Below are 21883 nucleotides of genomic sequence, written 5' to 3'. Positions count from 1 at the left end.
CAAACAAAAATCAAGGTCAAAGGCTTACTTTTCAGAAAAATTTTCTGCTAGCTCATTTAAGTCTTCAAACGTTAACCTTTTTATGCGATAACCTGCCTGATTTTTCATCAAATTGTCCATAAATTTTAATTTGGTTTCATTTTCTGGGTCATAGAAAAAATAAGCTAAGTCAGTATTTTCCAGCAAAAATCGTTGGTAGTCTCGTAGTTGCCCCATGTGTTCATATTTAGGATAGGCATATTTGACAAAATCGACCTGCTTAAATTGGTTAAGTTTAAGCTGATTCGCTTCATTCCAATTTTCCCCGTGTGTTTCAAAATCAAAAATGGTCGCTAGGCTGAAATCATATTCTTCTTTCATTTCATTTGCGACATCTAGCACCCAGGATTCAAATCCCAAGTTTCCTGTAAAAACCAGCCATTTAATCCCTTCTTCTGCTAAACTTTCTAAATCACGGCGAATGGCTTTCTTTATGATTTTTAATCTGATATCTTTTTCATTAAATAAACCCAAGTCAAAGTTAGAATATCCCATAATTAAAGCTGTAGTCATTTTTACACCTTTCTTTCTATTTTTATGGTATAATAGAGTGATGTTATTGTACCAATAAGGAGAAATATGGTCAACTATCCTCATAAAATTTCATCGAAAAAAAGCCAAACATCCATTTCTCAACCAAAAAATTTCGCAAATAGAGGAATGACTTTTGAAAAGATGATTAACGCTACCAACGACTACTATCTAACGCATGGCATGGCAGTTATCCATAAAAAGCCAACGCCTGTTCAGATCGTTCGAGTAGACTATCCTCAACGTAGTCGGGCCAAAATTGTAGAAGCCTATTTTAGACAAGCTTCCACAACAGATTACTCTGGCGTGTATAGAGGATATTACATTGACTTTGAAGCTAAAGAAACGCGGCAAAAAAATGCTATCCCAATGAAGAACTTCCATCTTCACCAGATTCAACATATGGAACAAGTTCTAGAACAGCAGGGCATTTGCTTCGTACTGCTTCATTTTTCTTCTCAACAAGAAACTTATTTGTTGCCGGCACTTGATTTAATTCGCTTTTATCATCAAGATAAGGGGCAGAAATCAATGCCACTTGGATATATTCAAGAATACGGATATTTAGTAAAGCAAGGAGCTTTCCCTCAAATTCCCTATCTCGATATTATCAAAGAACATTTACTAGGTGGTAAAACAAGATGAATAAACAAATTATTCTGCGATTTTTAAAGTATATGGGAATTACATTCCTTACCTTATTTATCGCTTTATTTCTATTAGGTGGTGGTGTCTTCCTCTACTTTGTTAGCAAGGCTCCAGCCTTATCTGAAAGTAAACTAGTCGCGACAACTTCTAGCAAGATTTATGACAATAAGAACGAACTGATTGCTGACCTTGGTTCTGAACGTCGCGTAAATGCTCAAGCCAATGAAATTCCCACTGATTTGGTTAAAGCTATCGTCTCAATCGAAGACCACCGTTTCTTTGATCATAGAGGTGTTGATACCATTCGTATCATGGGGGCAGCATTGAGAAACCTCCAAGGGAAAGGAGGGCTACAAGGGGCTTCGACCTTGACTCAGCAATTAATTAAATTAACTTATTTCTCTACTTCAACTGCTGACCAAACCTTGTCACGTAAAGCCCAAGAAGCTTGGCTGGCCGTTCAACTAGAACAAAAAGCAACCAAGCAAGAAATCCTGACCTACTACATCAACAAAGTCTACATGTCTAACGGTAACTATGGAATGCAAACCGCAGCCGAAAATTACTATGGAAAAGACTTGAAGGATTTAAGCTTACCACAGTTAGCACTCCTAGCCGGAATGCCTCAAGCCCCAAACCAATATGATCCATATTCCCACCCAGAAGCTGCTCTAGAGCGTCGGAACTTAGTACTTTCAGAAATGAAGGGACAGAAATATATCAGTGCAGAAGATTACGAAAAAGCTATTAATACGCCTATCACTGATGGACTTCAAAGCTTGAAGTCATCCAATAGTTACCCTGCCTATATGGACAACTACCTCAAAGAAGTAATCGACCAAGTCGAACAAGAAACGGGCTACAACCTTCTTACCACAGGTATGGAAGTCTATACTAATGTCGACAAAGATGTTCAACAGCGACTTTGGGATGTTTACAATACAGATGAGTACGTTGCTTATCCAGATGATGAACTTCAAGTAGCTTCCACTATTGTGGATGTAACAAATGGTAAAGTCATTGCTCAGTTAGGTGCCCGTCACCAATCAAGTAATGTATCTTTTGGAATCAACCAAGCCGTTGAAACCAACCGTGACTGGGGTTCTACTATGAAACCAATCACTGACTATGCTCCCGCTTTAGAATATGGAGTCTATGACTCTACTGCCTCTATTGTACATGATGTTCCTTATAACTATCCTGGTACTGATACTCCTGTCTACAACTGGGATCATGGCTACTTTGGGAATATTACAATTCAGTATGCACTCCAACAATCACGTAATGTTACAGCAGTCGAAACCTTAAATAAAGTTGGTTTAGATCGAGCGAAAACCTTCCTAAATGGCTTAGGTATCGATTATCCAAGCATCCACTATGCTAACGCCATTTCAAGTAATACAACAGAATCTAACAAACAATACGGTGCAAGTAGTGAAAAAATGGCTGCTGCTTATGCCGCCTTTGCTAATGGTGGTACTTACCACAAACCAATGTATATCAATAAGATTGTCTTTAGTGATGGTAGTGAAAAAGAATTTTCTGATGCTGGTACACGAGCTATGAAAGAAACTACTGCCTATATGATGACCGAAATGATGAAAACTGTTTTAGCATACGGAACCGGACGTGGTGCTTACCTACCATGGCTTCCACAAGCAGGTAAGACAGGTACTTCTAACTATACTGACGACGAAATTGAAAAGTATATCAAGAACACTGGCTACGTAGCTCCAGATGAAATGTTTGTAGGTTATACTCGTAAGTATTCTATGGCTGTATGGACTGGTTACTCAAATCGTTTAACTCCAATCGTTGGAGATGGTTTCCTAGTTGCTGCTAAGGTTTATCGCTCAATGATTTCGTATCTATCAGAAGATGACCAACCTGGAGATTGGACGATGCCAGACGGCCTGTTCCGAAATGGAGAATTCGTCTTCCAGAACAACGCAAAGAACACATGGAATAATTCAGTAACACAACAAACACAAACGGTAGAAACTCCAAGCACAACAGCTGAAAGTTCAACTACACAGGCAAGTACGACGGCTGGTCAACAACCCAATAATGCTCCAGCAACTGATCCTAATCAAGGACAAGCTGGCCAGGCTGGTCAACCGACACAACCAGTACAACCAACGCCACAAAATCCACAAGTTCAACAACCACAACAGTGAGATGAAAGAAAATCCTGAGAATAAAAACTCAGGATTTTTTCTACAAAAAAATTAGCTTGATAATCTTTGAAAGTGAGGATAGGTTTCAATTCGTTTTCGATAAACCAAAAGAAGTTAGCGAATAACTAACTTCTTTTTATCTTATTTCACATGTTTTGCAAGTTCTTCTTGCGCTTTTTTATTGGATTCTTCTTTTTCTTTCATCCATTTATCTTGAGCTTTTTGGTATTCATCCACAGTGACTGCCTTGTCTTGAAGTTCCAAGTATTTGTATAGGAGCGGATCGCTTGTCCCCTTGTTACCAGAGAAGGCAAACGGCATCGTAAATGGTACCATCTTAGACAAGATTGGGCGACCAGTGAGTGATGTTGTTGGAATAATCAAGGCACTATCTGTCAACCAAGCTTGGGCTGTAGCATACTTATCATAACGTTTTGCTACATCTATTGTCTCATTTCCAGCTTCAGTTACCAATTTCTCATAGTCGTTCAGACCAACCTTCTTAGCTGCAGCATTATCTGTACCAGAATCAAAGCCAAAGTAGGTTTTAGTGTTTTCACCAACTGATGGTTTGATAATATCGAGGTAAGTAGATGGATCCGCAAAGTCTGGAGACCAACCAACATTATCTGAAATATCCCAATCTTCCCCAGCTGCTGTTTCAGCAAAGTAGGTAATATTCAAGACTTCATCTTTTTGTAGTTGTTGAATATCAATTACGACATTATCTGTACCCAAGGTTTCTTCAACCGATTGTTTGAAAGATTGAACACGTTGAACTTTTGTAGTTGCTGTCTGGTCAACTGGCATATCCAAATGAATTGGGAAGGTCACGCCTTCTGCCTGTAAAGCTGACTTAGCCTTCGCAAATTCGGCCTTGGCTTTTTCTGGATTGTAGAGACCATCTTGGGCATCGGCCAGATTAACATCCTTCCATTCATCCCCATAGGTTACTAATTTTTCTTTGACCATATCGCCAAAGTTTTTCCCATCTGCTTGAACAAATGTTGGTGGCACAAAGAGATTACGCAAAATTTTGCTTGCTCCACTGACACCGTTCACTTGTGAAGCATAGGCAGTACGATCCAAACCAAAAGCAATAGCTTGGCGGAAATCCTTGTTTAAGAGAGCCTTTTTAGTAGAAGTCTTTTGTTCGTCACTAGTCTTAGAAGTATATTTATAGGACTGGCGGTCAATATTTGTACCAACTAGATAAGTCGTAGAGTCCTGTTGGGTATAGACAATATTGTCCTTCATCGTTTTTTCAAGTTCTGCAAAACTTGCATTTGTAGGATAAAGTCTGGCTGCTGTAAGACTACCATCTTTAAAGTTTTCTGCAGGTTTGCTGGTATCTTGACCATCCCAGAATGACAATTTTATCTTATCAACATGAACATTATCCTTATCCCAATAGTTAGGGTTCTTTGCAAATTCAACGGAAGATTTAGCCACAAGAGATTTTAACAAATAAGGACCATTATACAAGATACTGCTTGGATCTGTCGCTTTAGCAAAATCATCCCCTTTTGAGTTCAAAAACTCTTCATTAACTGGTGCCAAGACACCCATTGTTGTTTTAGAATTCCAAAAACTTTCAGGTTTGTTCAAAGTGTATTGGACTGTTTGATCGTCAAGGGCTTTAATTCCAACTTGAGAAAAATCTTTATTTTCCCCTTTAGCATAATCATCCAGACCCTTGATTGAATCTTGTACCAAGTAAAGAGCTTGTGATTTCTTATCTGTTGCATATTTAAGACCTGTTACAAAGTCTTGAGCCTTGACAGGAGCATATTCTTCACCTTCAGATGTGTACCACTTGGCATCCTGACGAATCTTATAAGTGTAGGTCAAACCATCTTTAGAAACTGACCAGTCCTCTGCCATAGAGGGAACAAGATTCCCATAACGGTCATTTTCAAGTAATCCATCAATGACGTTACTAGTAATGTTTGAAGTAGCTGCCTTGCTGGTTGTCAAATAGTTGAGATTATCTGGGTCTGTCTCGTAAGTAAATGCAAAGGTCTGCTCACCTTTAGTAGCAGAACCACCAGAACAAGCCGCTAAGACACCTGCAGCTAATAAAGTGACTCCCGCAAGAGCCAATACTTTCCTTGTTTTCATAGTACTCTCCTTTGTTTTTCTATCCATTATAGACCCTTTTTAAAGTTCTGTCAATAGAATTTTCTGAATTTTAGAAAATTATTTTTTAAACAACAGATTTGCAAAAATATGAATAATATCAAAAATACCTCAACTACATTAGGTAGTCAAGGAATTATCAATCATATTTCTAAAAAGCAACTGAGGAACAGTCTTAGTTCTTTAATCTAACTCATTTCTCACGCACTGCAAAGCTGTTGTCATGAAAACATTATATCTATTACTTTCCTGGGAAGTTCATTAACGACCAGGATTCAAATTAGTTAGCATCACTTTTTACTTCTTGTTTATAAAATTCTTTCAAAGCATCTTGCCAAGTTGGAATCACAAATCCAGTAGATTTAGCTTTGGTCAGGCTCATTGTTGAGTTTAACGGACGTTTAGCTTTTGCTGGAAATTGACTTGAATCTACTGGCTTAATTTCCACATCTGTATCTTTCAAAATTTCAACTGCAAAATCATACCAAGTTGTATCTTCTGTCGCATCATTTGATAAATGATAATAACCAAATTCCTTGCAATTTTCAGCTAGATAAGTCATAAATTCAGCCAATGTACGAGTCCAAGTTGGGCGACCATGCTGGTCATTTACAACCGTTAATGTCTTATGAGTTTTCGCAAGGTTTTGCATCGTGAAAACAAAGTTTTTACCGTAATTTCCAAATACCCAGGCAGTACGGATAATATAGAAATTAGACACATACTTCTCAACTAACTCTTCTCCCATGCGCTTTGTACGTCCATATTCTGTCTGTGGATCTGGTCGGTCATCTACTTCCCACTCTTCTCCAACTGGTTTCTTACCGTCAAAGACATAGTCGGTGGAAATATAAACTAGGGTTGCACCATGCTTTTCAGATGCTTTTGCGACATTTTCTGTCCCCGTAACATTGATAGCAAAGTCTAATTCTTTACCTTCATCCTCTGCTGCATCAACAGCGGTGTAGGCAGCACAGTGGTATACTAAAGTCGGTTTAACTTCTTCGAAAACTTTCTCAACCATTTCTTCATTTGTAATATCCATCTCAGCCACATCTACTGCTACGTATTCTTCATTACGCTCATCCAATAAATAACGCAGTTCAGTTCCTAATTGACCTTTTGATCCTGTAATTAAAATCATCTCTGTACCTTTCAACTTTGTAACTCTTCCCAATATAGCAATAAAAAGCAGCGATTTCCTGCTTTTTATAATTTAATAATCTCCTGAGTCTTAGCATAATTGGCTTCAACAGCCTCTTTCTCTGCTTTCCACCAGTCTTGGTTGTCTGTGTACCACTTGATGGTCTCTTTGAGACCTGCTTCAAAGTTAGTAAACTCTGGTTTCCATCCTAGTTCATCACGAAGTTTGCTGGCATCGATGGCATAGCGGAGGTCGTGACCAGCTCGATCTGTCACGTGGTCATAAGCGTCAGCAGATTGTCCCATTTCCTTAAGGATAAGTTCCAAAACTTCCTTATTGTTCTTCTCCCCATCAGCTCCAATCAAGTAGGTTTCACCGATTTGACCTTTTGTCAAGATTGTCCAAACTCCTGAAGAATGGTCATTGGTATGAATCCAGTCACGAACATTCTTACCTTCACCGTAAAGTTTTGGCTTAATTCCACTTAAAATATTGGTAATCTGACGTGGGATAAATTTTTCGATGTGTTGATAAGGACCGTAGTTATTTGAACAGTTGGAAATCGTTGCTTTGACACCAAATGATCTCACCCATGCTTTGACAATCAAGTCTGAAGCAGCTTTGGTTGATGAGTAAGGAGAACTAGGATTATATTTGGTATCAGCAGTAAATTTTTCACCTGGACCTTCACCATGTCCTGGCAAATCCTCGCGTAGAGGGAGGTCTCCATAAACTTCATCTGTAGACACATGATGGAAGCGAATATCATATTTGCGAGCAGTTTCCAAAAGAGTATAGGTTCCGATGAAGTTAGTATGTATAAACGGTGATGGATCATTCAGTGAATTGTCATTGTGACTTTCCGCTGCATAATGAACGATAGCATCTGCTTGAGCAGCCAACTTGTCTACCAACTCCGCATCAGCAATATCTCCAACAACCAACTCAACACGATCACCTAAAATTTCTTCAATATTAGCGCGATTTCCAGCATAAGTCAACTTGTCTAATACTGTCACGTGAACATCTGGAAAGTTCTTGTAAACATAATGAACAAAGTTAGAACCGATAAAACCTGCTCCACCTGTCACGATAATTTTTTTGTATTCAGTCATAGTCTTTCCTTTTTTACAAATCTTCTTTTTTCAAAGGTTTTACATCCTTAAGTAGTGGATGATTTTTATCAGCTTCTGAAACCTCTGCTTCAGCAAGATTGGCCCACTCAATTCCTAATTCTGGATCTGCATAATTGACAAAGGCATATTTAGATTTCAAATCTAATGCCCAATAATCGTTGACCAGATAGCTATAAGAGACTGTATCTGATAGAACCTGAAATCCATTAGCTACACCACGGGGAACAAAGATACCCTTACTAGCATCAATTACTGTTTGATAGGTATTTCCGAATGTTTCTCCCTCACGTAGATCAACCCAAGAACCCAGTACTTTCCCACCATCTGCTACAGAGATGTACTTATCCCAAGGTTCTGCATGCAAGCCACGAAGAACATTTTTACGTGAGAAGGATACATTGTTTTGCAATTTTCCTTCTGCAAAAAAGGACTCTGGGAAACCTAGTGGGAGCATTTTTTCCTTCTGAAAATTTTCCTTAAACCAACCACGATTATCGCCATGAACAGGGATATCAAATTCCAACATACCGGGAATAGCTTCAACCTTACGAGCTACAAGCGTCTTACCAAAAAAATTATCTGTCATCTATGCTTCTCCTATCAAACGGAGCAAATATTGTCCGTATTCATTTTTCTTAAGAGGTTGCGCCAACTTTAATACATCCTCACGGCTGATATACCCCATACGATAAGCAATTTCTTCTAGATTTGCAACTTGAAGATTTTGCATACGTTGCACTGTTTCAATATACTGTGAAGCTTCCAGTAAACTTTCATGAGTTCCTGTATCCAACCAAGCAAAGCCACGTCCCATCAGCTCAACAGATAGGTCTCCGCGTTCTAGATATGCTTTATTTACGTCTGTAATTTCCAATTCACCACGAGGGCTTGGTTTAATATTTTTGGAAATTTCTACAACATCATTATCATAGAAATAAAGGCCGGTCACTGCATAATTGGAACGAGGATGTTCTGGCTTTTCCTCAATAGAAACAGCATTCATCTCCGCATCAAACTCCACAACACCAAATCTTTCAGGATCCTTAACTTGATATCCAAAAACAGTTGCACCTCTCTCCTTATTAGCAGCCTTCTGAAGCATTTTAGATAGACCAGGACCATAGTATATATTATCTCCTAGAATTAGGGCGACACTGTCATTTCCAATAAATTTTTCACCGATAATGAAGGCCTGAGCCAATCCATCGGGACTAGGTTGTTCCGCATAAGAGAGATTAATTCCTAACTCCGAACCATCTTGAAGCAGTTCTTTAAAGCGAGGTAAATCATGAGGAGTAGAGATAATTAAAATATCTTTGATACCAGCTAACATCAATGTTGAAAGCGGGTAGTAAATCATCGGTTTATCATAAACCGGCATCAGTTGTTTTGATGCAGCTCGAGTCAAAGGATACAAGCGAGTTCCTGAACCTCCTGCAAGAATAATACCTTTCATAATCGAACTACCTTTCTATATTAAATTAGAATTTTTTCATTAGTAATCAGAGACAAATGACACATTACTTATTGAATTTAAACCAATTATTTAATTAATTTATCTAAAGCTGTTTTCAAATAATATCCTGATCTTATATTATTTCCTACCTTTTGTGCATTTTCTACTAACTCTTGATATTCTTCTTCCGAAATACTATTGATTGTTTCTTGTATATCAAACAAAGAATCAACTGTAATACCACAATTATTCTTTAAGACAAAATGAGACAAAGCAGATTCCTTCCAAACAATGATAGGGAAACCAGAAGTCAAATAAAGTGACGCTTTATGAGAATTGTTATAGCGTAGATACTCTCCAAAAAATCCACTACAAGTCTCAGAACTGTCACCATCCCAAACTAAACCAAAACTTCCTTCCAATACTGATGGAAGTTCATCTGGAAGAAATGAACCAAAGTAGGTTTCATTAGATAACTTCCTAGACTCATCAAATCCAACACCATATAAATTAAATTGTGGTTCTATAGGTAATGAGTACAGATATGCTGCTTTATCTTGTGATAAATTTCCTGCAACAATTATTGGTTGTTCTTTTCTTAAACTAGTTTTTTCTATAAAATCTGGAATTAAATAATCAAAGATTTCTAAATTAGTAATTTTTTCTCCAATAACTCCTTTATTGACTAATACTCCTTTCATTACTTTATTATGAGCAATAATACCATTTACATAATGTAAAGAAGATCCCTCCGTAACTTTCATACGTAATTTCATTCTAAAAGGTAATGTTTCATCATTTACAAAACGTAAAGTTTCTAAATCATGAATCAGAAAATAGGTTTTAATACCTTTTTTTCTAAGGAATTTTAGTAAATTACTAAATAGTAAGGAATGGTGTAATAATGGAAATTGGATAACAATCTCATCGCCTCTTTTTAAAAGTTTGAATGCTTTTGATAGTGCTTGATATTTATGTATCTGTGCCTTGAGTACATTCATTTTATACCAATCATCAACCAATACTCTTAAAGGGATATATCCCAACTCATTTAACACAGTTTCAACATCATTACGTGCCTTATTGCCAGCATTTTTTTGGTTAACATCGTTTAAAAATTCTTCTTTTAAGTAGTATTTCATATTTTACCTTTCATTTTTCAAAAGATGACTTTTCTGGATAGCGTTCTTCTAATAATTTTTTGAAAAGTATAATATTTCTTTCATCAATATTAATACTATCATTCACACATAGTAGTTTTCGCTTCTTATTTCCAAAAATTTTCTTCAGCTTATCAATTTGATTTAGCTCAATTGATTCACCCATATTTTTTGAAATTGGATAAAACTCATTACTTTCAATCTGCCAGTGCTGACAAATATACTGATTCACATCCACCCCATAATTTCTGAATTGATTCCGTGACGTTCTATCCAATACCTCCGACTCGATTTTCCAAAGATGAGCTAAAGTACTCTTTTTCATTGGAACTGGAAGATGTTGATTTACATACCCCGTAGGGCCCCATGGAAGTAATAAGATATTCTTCAATATTAAAGTACCATATCTATAATTAAAAAATTTCCAAGGAGAAGATTTTAAGGCTTGATTTTTGGGGAAATGACGATAAATCAATTCAACGTTATTATGATAAGTGTTTGTATACGAGGACCATGGAACTAAAGCATCGTAAACTGCTAAAAGCCTCGGTTGATTATTTTTGAAGAAATCTGAAGGTTTTACATCTTTTATCAAATACATGTCATCGTTAAAATAAATAAAATTTTCAGACAATCCTTCAATTCTATGAAGATTTAACTCAATAGCCGCTGAATTAAAAGTTGGAAGATAGGATTCTGGAATAAATTCCTTATGTGATATCAATCTCAATTTTGGATGATTAAGATTCAGCCAATCAGGTTTTTGACCATTCGTGATTAAATAAATATTATTAACCCACGGTGCATGTCTCTCGATCATACGAAACCAATATTGAAAAATTCCATATTCTCGATAACGCTGTTCACCATCAGTATCTTCATTTAATAATTCTTTTTGACTGCTTATTCTTTGTTTTTCCTTAATAAAGTTAGGATCTTTCCCATCTACCCATAAAACAACAATATCAATTTTATCCTTCATTATCTTTTTTAAACTCTTCTTCTACAACATTCAAGGCACGTTCAATGACCACGTGCATGTCGTAGTATTTATAATCGGCCAAACGTCCGCAGAAAATAACCTTATTATTCTGTGCTGCTTCTTCTTGATATTTAGCAAACATAGCATTGTTTCTCTCATCATTGATTGGATAATAAGGCTCATCTCCACGCTTCCAATCAGCTGGGTATTCACGAGTAATGACCGTTTTATCTTGTGTACCATACTCAAAGTGTTTATGCTCAATAATACGAGTATAAGGAATTTCTCGTTCCGTATAGTTAACAACTGCATTTCCTTGATAATTTTCATCATCTAGAACTTCATGTTCAAAACGAAGACTACGGTATTCTAACTCACCGTGTTTATAATCAAAGTATTGGTCAATCATCCCTGTAAAGACAACTTTTTCAGCAGAAGCTTCCAATTCCTGACGATTGGCAAAAAAGTCAACTCCAAGTTCTACTTCAACATCCTTCAGCATATTTTCGATAATAACGTTGTACCCTCCAATTGGAATCCCTTGGTAACGGTCATTAAAGTAGTTATTATCAAAAGTCAAACGAACTGGTAGACGTTTAATGATAAAGGGTGGAAGGTCAGTCGCAGAACGTCCCCATTGCTTTTCAGTATAGCCTTTGATCAACTTTTCATAAATATCTAGACCGATCAATTTAATAGCTTGCTCTTCCAAGTTTTTAGGTTCAACGTCCTTCATATGAGCCGTTTGCTCAGCAATCTTATCTTTGACTTCTTGAGGAGTTTTTGTTCCCCACATAGCATAGAAAGTATTCATATTGAAAGGTAGATTATAAAGGCTACCCTTGTAATTAGCTACAGGCGAGTTGATGTAGTTGTTGAATTCAGCGAATTGATTCACATAATCCCAAACTTTTTTATTAGAAGTATGGAAGATATGGGCACCATATTTATGAACATTAACACCTTCTACATTCTCACAGTAGATATTTCCTCCAATGTGGTCACGTTTATCAATAACTTTTACTTTTTTTCCACGCTTGGTTGCTTCATAAGCAAAAATTGCTCCAGACAAACCAGCACCGACGATTAGATAGTCGTACATATTACACTCCTTTATTTTTTTAATAATTGTTGTTTTAACTCATTTAGATTGATTACTTTAAAAATCAAAATCATACTTGCATAAATGATTGCTCCCAGAAAAGCATATAATCCCACATTGATCATCGGTGATACATTTAGGAATTGTTTTATAAATAGCAAGATACCATACATAAATCCTGATGAAATTATAATTTTAATCAATGAACCCAGAATAGGTACCTCTCTCAAATAAGAGCGAGTATAGAATAACTGTATCAGCCATACTAGTACCTCTGTTAAGACAGACACAATTGCTGCACCTATATAGCCCAGCTTTGGAAGCAAAAGAAGATTTAATCCCACACTCACAATAGCAGGAATTGTTGTTGACAGCATAAATTCTTTATTTTTATTATGAGGAATCAAAATTTGAATCCCCATAATATTGGTCCAACCAATAAAGAACATTCTAAAAATCATAATTGCGATCGCATGACGTGCCTCTTGAAAATCTTGACCCAGGAAAAAATTCACAAAATCATCATTTACAATTAGCATTCCTGCTATAATAGGGAAAATTACCAAATTATAAATCAGAAATGACATCTCATGCATTTTGTTAACTGCTTTATGATCCCCTGAAGATAAAAGATTTGAAACCCGTGGTAACATGACACTACCTAACGAAGTCACTAGTGTTAATAAAATATTAACAAGTTTCCAAGCTTGGTCATAAATACCTACATCTCTTGCTGAAGCAAGAATCCCAAGCATAGTGCTATCTAATGTCACATAGAGCGATATAGCAATCTGAGGTAAGAATAATAAGATGACTGGCTTCAAATGCCGTTTAGCATACATCAAATCGAAGTGTGGTTTCCCAATAAATTCTTTTGCTGGTAACCACATACTTAATTGTCCTAACAATTCAAAAGTGGTTAGTAAAAAAACATATAAAGATAAATCGTTTGATGATCTTATGAATAGAAAAATAGAAATAACACCAGCTAATTTCACCGTAATATTTCTTACTGTAATCTTTCGAAAATTCTCTAAACCTTGAAATAACCAAGAAATATCTAAAGCTTTAGAAATCAAACTAAAACCTAAAATATAAGCCACAGGATTTTTCATAGTAGGTAAAATAAGACATAGTACAACATACAGCACAAAAGAAAAAATTGCTGCCCCTAGCTGTAGAGTATAAATGCCCCAAAAATTCCTACAAATATCTTTCTTATTACTTGAGATTTCCTTGGTAGCATAGTTAGCTACTCCTAAGCTAGCTAGCAAAAGAAAATAGGTAACAATAGAGCTGAAGAAGCTATAGGTTCCTAAAGCTTCTGATGAAAATACCCTCGTAACGTATGGAGTTGTGATGATAGGTAGTATTATGAGTAATAACTGATAAGAAAGATTATAAGCATAATTTTTTATTATTTTCATAGTCTTACTTCTCTTTTTTCCTTATTTTGGATATCATACAAATTAGCAAAAATTGTAAACATAAAAATATTGTATCCTGGTCTTATCCAGAAAGCTTCAATCATACAGTTAATTGTAATAAGAGATAATAGGGCTAGAAATAAATATTTTTTTTGCTTATGAACTTTTTTTGAAGCAAACACATAAATCAATACTAACAATACAACAGGAATTAATCCATAATAAAATAACATTTGGATATAAGATGAATCAACATAGTTATAACTGTGAACCGACTCGGTGGTCCCACCATAGCCAATAAACTTTACTCCAGCTTTACCAAATAAAGGTAAACCATATGTATCCAGTGCATTTTTACCTAAAAACAATCTCATACTAAACAGATTATTTAAATTCACATAGAACGAAGAAGACCATGTGAAAAAGTAGGAAACATAAAACATGAAAGCAGAAAAAATAAGAGCAAAATATGGCATTATACTGTATACTTTGAATTCTCTTTCTTTAGTATAATACATGATTATGAAAATCAAAGTTGCAGCAAGAACTGATAATGCATTTAGTCGTGCATCACAAAATTTTAGTAGAAAGAATGCTAAAGATAGTCCTACAATTGTTCTGATAAATATGTATTTTTCTCTAAGCAAATAACCCCAAGCAATAAATAGGTAAAAACAGTGAGAAGCAAAATCAGTTGGATAGATGAAACCAAATGAATTTCTAACTACTAAACTAGATGAGCGAATTTGAGCAAATTGTAAATTAGGTACTACTCCTAAAATTGAGAGTAGAAAGATTAACAAGACAATTATACCTGATACACCCACATATGTTTTCAAAACTACATCAACATCTGCTTGATATAATAGTATAATCAACAATGAATACAGAAGAAAATTGGTACCACCCGTACGTAAAAATACTATAATACTTGTCAATATCAATAAAATACTCGATATAATATAAAATGCACTAAATTTTTTTATAAATAAAAATCTAAAAATCAATAATAAAACTACACATATTAATAAAATCACGGGAATATTAGGTAGTGTCCTATTTAACATTGTAGTCATAATAGTATCATATCCCGTAACTATAGTTAATACAAAAATCACCAAAAGGTTCTCAAATTTAATTTTTAACATAATATCCTTTTTACTGTTAGTTTTTTAAAAAATTATTTAAAAACAATCTTACGTAAGACTCGATTCATTTTTAATTTTTCAATAAACAATACTGTTCTGAATTTTTTTCTGGCAAGTAACTCTATTGTCAACCTCCTAAGCAATAAAGAAAAGTTCTTGTTCTTTATTAAAACACCATAAGAACCAATGATTTGATAAGTTTCTCCTGAAAAAATGTCATCAAATTGTTCATTTTCAATAATGCTTCTTAATAATCTTACCCTATTTTTTTTTGTATCTTCTAAATTAGCAATTTGAAAGGCAGAACTTACAATAATCTTCGTTTTTATCTCTTTCAACAAAGAATAATCTTCTATATGAAATTTTTTCAATAGTTGTTTCAACTCCGCAAGCTCATTTAGTTGAATTTCAATTCTAACTGGGTTAAATACTGTTAAAGCAGAGCCACTTCTACCAGCTATATAATTGTATAGACAAGGTTCAATAAATCGGATAGTTTCTAAGTGCTTATATACTTGAAAATTAAATAAAGTATCTTCCCCAATGGATTTTTTTGGAAACTCAATACCGTGCTCTAAAATGAAATCTTTTTTATAAACTCTTGACCAAACATTGTACATCATATCTGTCCTAAAGAAATCTACAAAATTATTAATAAAATCTTCATGAGTTAATATTCCTATTTTACTATATCTATGTGCGCGACAAGATATTGCGACCATATTTTTTTCTTTTACTTCATTAAAACCAAAGCATAAAACATCCCAATTATCATTTATATATGGAGCAAGCTCTATAAAAAAAGACTCTGTCAAATAGTCATCTGGATCTACAAAATATAATAATTTCCCATTTGATAGAGCTATACCAAGGTTCCTGGCTGCTGCAACGCCACCATTTTTTATATGTTTCACCTGAATATTAGGGAAGTGTGATTGGAAATCATCACAAATTTTTCCACTCGTATCAGTCGATCCATCATTAACCAATATAATTTCATAGTCTATTAAAGTATTTTGTTTAAGTATAGAATTCAAACATCTTCTTAGGTAAGCTTCAACATTATAAACAGGTATTATGATACTTAACGTTACATTGTTCATCGATTTTTCATCCTTATCTTATGAAGTATGAATTCAAAAGTCCATTTTTCTTTCTTAAATTTTTTCTGAATAACCCTCTTTATATGTTCCCAGTAAATCTTATTTTGAGTCATACTTTTGATTTCTTCAACTGATAATTTATCACCATAAACTAAACGATTCGGAATAACATAAAATGGTTCGTTTTCTACTACTTCAGGACATTTAATATTCCTTTTTTGGAAATGAACATATAGAGGTTGAGTTGTCTCTATATTTCCTTTTTTTAACTCTATCGATTCTAGGCCTTTTAAATCTGTCCAATAATAATATCTTTGTACCTTTTCCTCACCATTACATCTAAAAGAAAAACAAGAAATATCTAAATCATGAAAGCAAGTTACTTGTAATTGATTCATTCGAGAGTGTTCAAAAAGTTTCTGAACTCCCTCTTGCTCATCAAAAATAAAATTTTTACTGCTGGTATAAACATTTTGGTAGTCCAATCGATAACTCATACCAACGCCCGTTTTAAAAATAGTATTTACCTCTTTTGTATTTTTGTATATCTGAAGGTGACCTAAAAGTCCATATCTATCATATTCTTTTGTGAAAAACTCATAATCTTCTAAAAATTGATAAATATCTCCTAATAAGATATCCGTATCACAAAAACCCCAATAATCATACCCAATTAGCTCATCTTCAAAAATTAATCCATAAGCTGGTTTATAATCACATAGCTTATAAGGATTATCTAGCGAAATCACAAAGTTAAATTTTGATTGAATTTTCTTTTTTAATTCAGAAAAGGTCGCTCTATTAAAATGTATATTTCTTGCATTTAACAAAGAGAATTGCTCTACTGGTTGATCAGTAAAGATTTCAAAATCAATATTCTTATTTCTTCTAGCTGTCATTAAAAAATAAGGGAAAAATTTTGGGAATGCTCCAAAATATGGGATAATGATTTTTATTTTTTTCATTTATTTGAATCATCCTTGCTCTAAATTTTTATATTATTACGAAAGAATTTTTTAAATATCATATTAATAAATCTCAGAGATTTATTTGAATAAATGAAGTTGTTTTGTTATTTACTAAGAGAATTTTTTAACATAAAAACTTAGAACTTAGCACTAGTTTTAGTAGTTCCTTTATGTATGTAGAAAATCTCTAGTATAATTAATTTTTAAAGAGTTTCAACTAAGACCTTTTTTTTAAAATCTTAGCAGGTACACCACCAATAATAACATTGTCTGGAAAATGCTTCGTTACTACTGAGTTAGCAGCCACAATACAACCCGATCCTATACTAGATCCATCTAAGAATACTGCACCCGCCCCAATCCAGCAATTATTACCAACAGAAATTCCTTTTCTATTGACACCTTGTTCTCTTATTAACTTATCAACATTATCATAATTATGATTTTCAGAGTGGAAGCGTACATTTTGTCCTGAAATGACATCATCTCCAATAGTTATTCCTCCAGCAGCCCCAAATAAACAAAATTCTGAGAAAGAAGAATTTTTGCCGATACGTAGACCTTTACCTATATTTTTTATTGAGCCGGTTCCTATAATCTGGGAATAATTACCTATTTTTACATAATCTGCAAGTTGTACACCATTTTCCGATAGTGCATCTATCATTACATGATGACCAATTCTTACATTATTCCCAATATATAATTTATGTTTGGCAGAGATGGATACACCATTACCTATACAAAATCGACTTCCTCTTTTTCCGAATCCTATACTACGTATTACACCATTTATTAAACCTAAACAATAAATAATCCCTTTTTTCATGACGTAATTTATTGGAACATCTGGGTGAATATCAATATCTCTTCCAGTGACCATTTTAACTATTTTTTTTATATTCATTTATTATTCTTTCATAAAAATTTTTTACTTCAATCATATGTTCTTCCATAGTATTTATAACTTGTTCTTCATAATCTGTACTTTGTATTTTGTTTAATAAATCTTGTTTATTTCGAAATACATATGATTTTGAAAGCAAATCTTTAGAGCCAACATTCTCGCTAACAAATACCTTCACACCGTAGGATAACGCTTCTATCGTAATCAGACCAAATGTTTCTTTCCATTTACTAGGTACAATAAGAATATCTATATCAGAGTATATCGTATCAATATTATTTTTTGTGAAATATCCATTTTGTTGAATATAGGCAGGACACTCTCTATTAGGTAAATGGCCATAGGTTTTAACTTCATAATTTTCTTTATCAATATCATTTACAAAATCAATAAAATCAAAATAACCTTTATAATCTTCATCTGGACCAATATAAGCTATTACACTTTTATTGCGCTTTTTTCTATGTACATTTCGTTTCCGAATGTTACTATTAGAAATAGAAATAATCGCTTCTGTTTGAGGAAGTACCCCGTTTTTTATATAAACATCCCTTGCTACACTACTATTAAATAGATAAGCATCAATTAAATTAAAGATTTCATTATAATATGAACGGATATCTCTATAATCAACAAGCTCTGTTTTCTCAGAAACTTCTATATTTCTCTTAGATTTCAGATTTTTTCTTAATACTTTCAATACTCTCCTAATTGTTGGATAAAAGGGAACTTGAAAAAAACGAAGTTTTTTCACACTGAGAGCATTTGAAGACATTATATTCCAAGATATATTAGTATTGTTTTCACTATAATCTACTCCGTTAAAGAAAAAATTGGGTACTGGTGCCAATCCATAATAGTCATGGCTAGTAAAAAATATCTTTATACCTAATTCATGGGCAGATTCAAAAAATTCTTTATGTATTCCCATTAATGAGTGTACATGAATTATATCTGGATTAATTTTTTTTAGAAAATTATAATAGACTCTTTTATCACATTTTTTCATAAATGAATCCGGCTCTGTAAAACCACCAAATATTGCTAATGGCAAACTATTTATTAATTCATAACAATCAAAACCTCTTGATTTTGTAGATTCTATAACTAAATCATACGAAAAAAATTTAATTCTACCGGGATACAGTGCTACTACTTCATACCCTGATTCAACCTGCTGATTCATCAAATCTTCTGCATATTTAACAAGTCCACCTGTACGTGATGGCCGAAAACCTAAAGTATAATGTAAAATTTTCATTTAATAAATACTTCCTCATAATCCGACACAATCTTTTCCCATGTGAAAGCTGAGAGGATCCTTTTGCTTGACTTGAAATCCAAATCAGCTATCCTTGCATGATCAAATCCTTCCACTTCCTCAATGACGCGTGCCAACTCGTCTTTTTTCCAATAAATAGCTCCGTCTTCACCAACCTCACGGTTAAAACCAACATCTAGCAACAAATTCAGTTTTGTTGATGCTAGAGCTTCTAGTAGAGAAGGGTTTGTCCCCCCGACCTCATGCCCATGGAAATAGGCAAAAGCATTTTCACGAATGTACTTGAGCAACTCTTGGTCATAGACTGTACCGACAAATTTGACCCTAGGATCTTTGTCAAAACCAGTATCCTGTAACAATTGATCGTAAAATTTATTCTGCTCCACATTTGTGATGAGGACAAAGTCCTTCTTGGACTTGGACTTGATAAATTCACGAATCATGGTTTCGTAGTTGTTTTCAGGGACGAATCGTCCCACCACTAGATAATAACCATTTTCGTTAATTCCTTTTTCCTTATACCAGTTCCGAACCTTTGTGTCTTCTGCTCTCAGGTTTGAAGGAGCAGTATCAGTACCATAGGCAATATAGGTGGTCTTTGGTTGATACTGTTTATAGTCCTCTTGAATATATTGTTCGATATTTTTACTATCGCATACCAGTAAATCAGCATGCTTGACCATGAGTTGCTCTGAAAATTTCCAGTACTTACGAACTGGCAGGCTCCACTTTGCTCGCAACCATTCATGGCCATCTGGATTCACAAGCAAGGTGCCCCCAATAGCTCGAATTTTTCTCTTAATTCTTGAAATAAAAGGACCAATACGACAAGCCAGAATGTAAAAAATGGGAGCTTCATCCTTGTTTTCCTTAGCCATTTCAATAGCCTTGTTGACTGCTGCAATATCGTAAGCGATGGCGCGGGCTGGTCCGATATTAGGCACATCAACATTGAAACAAATGGCTCCATTATGCTCAAACCGATCTTCCATGATACCAGACTTGGCTGAATTTTCACGCATACAAGCAACATAATATTGTATGTTGCTGTCTTTTTGGTATTCGGTTAATTTTTCAACAAAGGTTTCAAACCCTCCATATTTGGCAGGAATTCCTTTTGAACCAATGATATAAACTGCTTTTCTCATATCACTCCTACTTTATTTTATAATAAAACAAAAATTACTTCGCTCCATCTTTTATCAATACAACCTTAACTGTTTTTATTAGAATTTCTATATCTTTCCAAATTGTCCAACCATCTAAATAAGCAACATCTAATTTTACTACATCATCGAAGTTTGTAATATTGCTTCTACCACTAATCTGCCAAAGGCCTGTGATCCCCGGTTTAAAACTGAGACGACGTTTTTGTTCGGGTGTATACTTCATGTACTCATCTAAGGTTGGTGGTCTAGTACCAACTAAACTCATATCACCTTTTAGAACATTCCAAAATTGTGGAAGTTCATCTAGACTCGTCTTTCTAATAAAGTGCCCAATCTTTGTCACACGTGGATCGTTTTCAATCTTAAACATTCCACCCTGCATCTGATTCTGACTCATCAAGTCTTTCTTAATTTCCTCCGCATCTACTCTCATAGAACGGAATTTATAAAATTTAAATACTCGTCCATTTCTACCAACCCTATCTTGGGCAAAAATAGCAGGACCTCCGTCTCTTTTTATCAGAGGAATAAGAAAAATAGATACTATACCACAAATCACTAAACCAAATAAGGATCCGATTATATCTATCATTCGTTTTAAAGCAACATCACTAGAACGATAAAAGGTTGTTGAAAAATTAACAACACTAGAATTCCCAAAACGTTGAATCGCTTTTTCACTATTGGTTACAAAATCTAAAGCCGCTATATTGACAGCTACTGGCAAACCCATCATTTCAAATTGAGAAATAAAACCTGCAATCAAAAAGCTCTCACTTGGAAGATTAATCACCACTTGATCTACTACTGATCTCGTAGCATAGGTTACTAGATTATCCAAGGTAACGACTGTAAAATTAGAAGCTTCAAAAGGCTCATCATCTCCAATACAAACAGCTGAAACATAGCCATACTCATAAGTAGAAAGTTGATTTAGTACTCTATCAACTCGTGCACGCGTAGTTACTAGCAAGATACGTTGAGTATATTTTTTTTTGCGAGAAAAGAACTTCCAAACCTTACGAGTGAAGAAATTAAGTACTAGGATAAAAAGCGTATTTACCCCTATAATCCATAAAAAATTATAAATGCTTAAATAAGGTAAGTCGGGTGCTAACAATGGAAAAACAACAATAGCTAATAACAGATAGACCAATTCATACTTTATTGTCTGTATCAGTTCTTCTGCTATACTCCGATATTTGAAATTCTTACTATAATCACTGACATAGTAAGAAATGACATGAACAACCATTAGAAATAGTATATGTTCATGGATATTCAATACAAAAGGTATCAGATAAATTGGAAACAGTTGTATTATGAGAATCTCTAATTTTCGAATATTTGATACTTCTCTCAAAA

General features: G+C 34.4%; 19 protein-coding genes. 2 read left to right on the top strand and 17 right to left on the bottom strand.

Annotated elements, in window-relative coordinates; all coding sequences use genetic code 11:
* Positions 1-24: 24 nt before the first annotated feature.
* On the bottom strand, positions 25-552 hold the full coding sequence (locus NMM17_RS06735) for a DUF1273 domain-containing protein (protein WP_000205316.1): 528 nt from the start codon (positions 550-552) through the stop codon (positions 25-27).
* Between the two features lie 66 nt (positions 553-618).
* Here NMM17_RS06735 and recU point away from each other — a divergent pair, with 66 nt between their 5' ends.
* Together recU and pbp1a are read left to right on the top strand one after the other, a co-directional pair.
* A complete protein-coding gene (gene recU, locus NMM17_RS06730; RefSeq protein ID WP_000248752.1) occupies positions 619-1215 on the top strand; it encodes a Holliday junction resolvase RecU in 597 nt (198 codons plus the stop codon).
* Positions 1212-3395, top strand: coding sequence for a penicillin-binding protein PBP1A (gene pbp1a, locus NMM17_RS06725; protein WP_254754100.1), 2184 nt, complete (start codon positions 1212-1214; stop codon positions 3393-3395). The genes recU and pbp1a overlap by 4 nt, the downstream gene beginning before the upstream one ends.
* Positions 3396-3536: 141 nt before the next feature.
* Here pbp1a and NMM17_RS06720 read toward each other — a convergent pair whose 3' ends face one another.
* The 16 genes from NMM17_RS06720 to NMM17_RS06645 form a co-directional block, all read right to left on the bottom strand.
* The gene (locus NMM17_RS06720) at positions 3537-5516 is read right to left on the bottom strand and encodes a peptide ABC transporter substrate-binding protein (RefSeq protein WP_000857580.1); all 1980 of its coding nucleotides are present in this window, start codon (positions 5514-5516) and stop codon (positions 3537-3539) included.
* A 298-nt stretch (positions 5517-5814) separates the two neighbouring features.
* On the bottom strand, positions 5815-6678 hold the full coding sequence (rfbD, locus tag NMM17_RS06715) for a dTDP-4-dehydrorhamnose reductase (protein ID WP_025171431.1): 864 nt from the start codon (positions 6676-6678) through the stop codon (positions 5815-5817).
* Between the two features lie 65 nt (positions 6679-6743).
* Entirely contained in the window at positions 6744-7793 is a 1050-nt protein-coding gene (gene rfbB / locus NMM17_RS06710) for a dTDP-glucose 4,6-dehydratase (protein ID WP_000141491.1), read from the bottom strand.
* Between the two features lie 13 nt (positions 7794-7806).
* Positions 7807-8400, bottom strand: coding sequence for a dTDP-4-dehydrorhamnose 3,5-epimerase family protein (locus tag NMM17_RS06705; RefSeq protein ID WP_000131476.1), 594 nt, complete (start codon positions 8398-8400; stop codon positions 7807-7809).
* On the bottom strand, positions 8401-9270 hold the full coding sequence (rfbA, locus tag NMM17_RS06700) for a glucose-1-phosphate thymidylyltransferase RfbA (RefSeq protein WP_000676117.1): 870 nt from the start codon (positions 9268-9270) through the stop codon (positions 8401-8403).
* Positions 9271-9356: 86 nt separating this feature from the next.
* A complete protein-coding gene (locus NMM17_RS06695; RefSeq protein WP_254754099.1) occupies positions 9357-10412 on the bottom strand; it encodes a galactofuranosyltransferase in 1056 nt (351 codons plus the stop codon).
* A gap of 10 nt (positions 10413-10422) precedes the next feature.
* On the bottom strand, positions 10423-11415 hold the full coding sequence (locus NMM17_RS06690; RefSeq protein ID WP_254754102.1) for a stealth family protein: 993 nt from the start codon (positions 11413-11415) through the stop codon (positions 10423-10425).
* Positions 11402-12514 carry a UDP-galactopyranose mutase gene (gene glf, locus NMM17_RS06685; protein ID WP_254754098.1) on the bottom strand — a complete coding sequence of 371 codons (1113 nt, stop codon included), beginning with the start codon at positions 12512-12514 and terminating at the stop codon, positions 11402-11404. The genes NMM17_RS06690 and glf overlap by 14 nt, the downstream gene beginning before the upstream one ends.
* 11 nt (positions 12515-12525) lie before the next feature.
* Complete coding sequence (locus NMM17_RS06680; RefSeq protein WP_254754097.1) at positions 12526-13941, bottom strand: flippase; 1416 nt, start codon at positions 13939-13941, stop codon at positions 12526-12528.
* A complete protein-coding gene (locus NMM17_RS06675; protein ID WP_254754096.1) occupies positions 13938-15089 on the bottom strand; it encodes an O-antigen ligase family protein in 1152 nt (383 codons plus the stop codon). Before NMM17_RS06675 ends, NMM17_RS06680 begins: the two co-directional genes overlap by 4 nt.
* Before the next feature lie 32 nt (positions 15090-15121).
* Positions 15122-16192, bottom strand: coding sequence for a glycosyltransferase (locus NMM17_RS06670; RefSeq protein WP_254754095.1), 1071 nt, complete (start codon positions 16190-16192; stop codon positions 15122-15124).
* The gene (locus tag NMM17_RS06665; RefSeq protein WP_000721290.1) at positions 16189-17157 is read right to left on the bottom strand and encodes a DUF6625 family protein; all 969 of its coding nucleotides are present in this window, start codon (positions 17155-17157) and stop codon (positions 16189-16191) included. Before NMM17_RS06665 ends, NMM17_RS06670 begins: the two co-directional genes overlap by 4 nt.
* 220 nt (positions 17158-17377) lie before the next feature.
* Positions 17378-18067 carry a DapH/DapD/GlmU-related protein gene (locus NMM17_RS06660; protein ID WP_254754094.1) on the bottom strand — a complete coding sequence of 230 codons (690 nt, stop codon included), beginning with the start codon at positions 18065-18067 and terminating at the stop codon, positions 17378-17380.
* Positions 18045-19328 carry a glycosyltransferase gene (locus NMM17_RS06655; RefSeq protein ID WP_254754093.1) on the bottom strand — a complete coding sequence of 428 codons (1284 nt, stop codon included), beginning with the start codon at positions 19326-19328 and terminating at the stop codon, positions 18045-18047. The genes NMM17_RS06660 and NMM17_RS06655 overlap by 23 nt, the downstream gene beginning before the upstream one ends.
* Positions 19325-20497, bottom strand: a complete 1173-nt coding sequence (gene cps2T, locus NMM17_RS06650; RefSeq protein WP_001224114.1) for a beta 1-4 rhamnosyltransferase Cps2T — start codon at positions 20495-20497, stop codon at positions 19325-19327. Before cps2T ends, NMM17_RS06655 begins: the two co-directional genes overlap by 4 nt.
* A gap of 34 nt (positions 20498-20531) precedes the next feature.
* On the bottom strand, positions 20532-21881 hold the full coding sequence (locus NMM17_RS06645) for a sugar transferase (protein ID WP_254754092.1): 1350 nt from the start codon (positions 21879-21881) through the stop codon (positions 20532-20534).
* Positions 21882-21883 lie beyond the last annotated feature (2 nt).

This window comes from Streptococcus sp. CF7_Ac1-12 (assembly GCF_024295905.1).
Taxonomy (GTDB): domain Bacteria; phylum Bacillota; class Bacilli; order Lactobacillales; family Streptococcaceae; genus Streptococcus; species Streptococcus mitis_AP.
The sequence above is the reverse complement of the archived record's forward strand: the minus strand, read 5'-3'. Positions and strand labels throughout refer to the sequence as shown.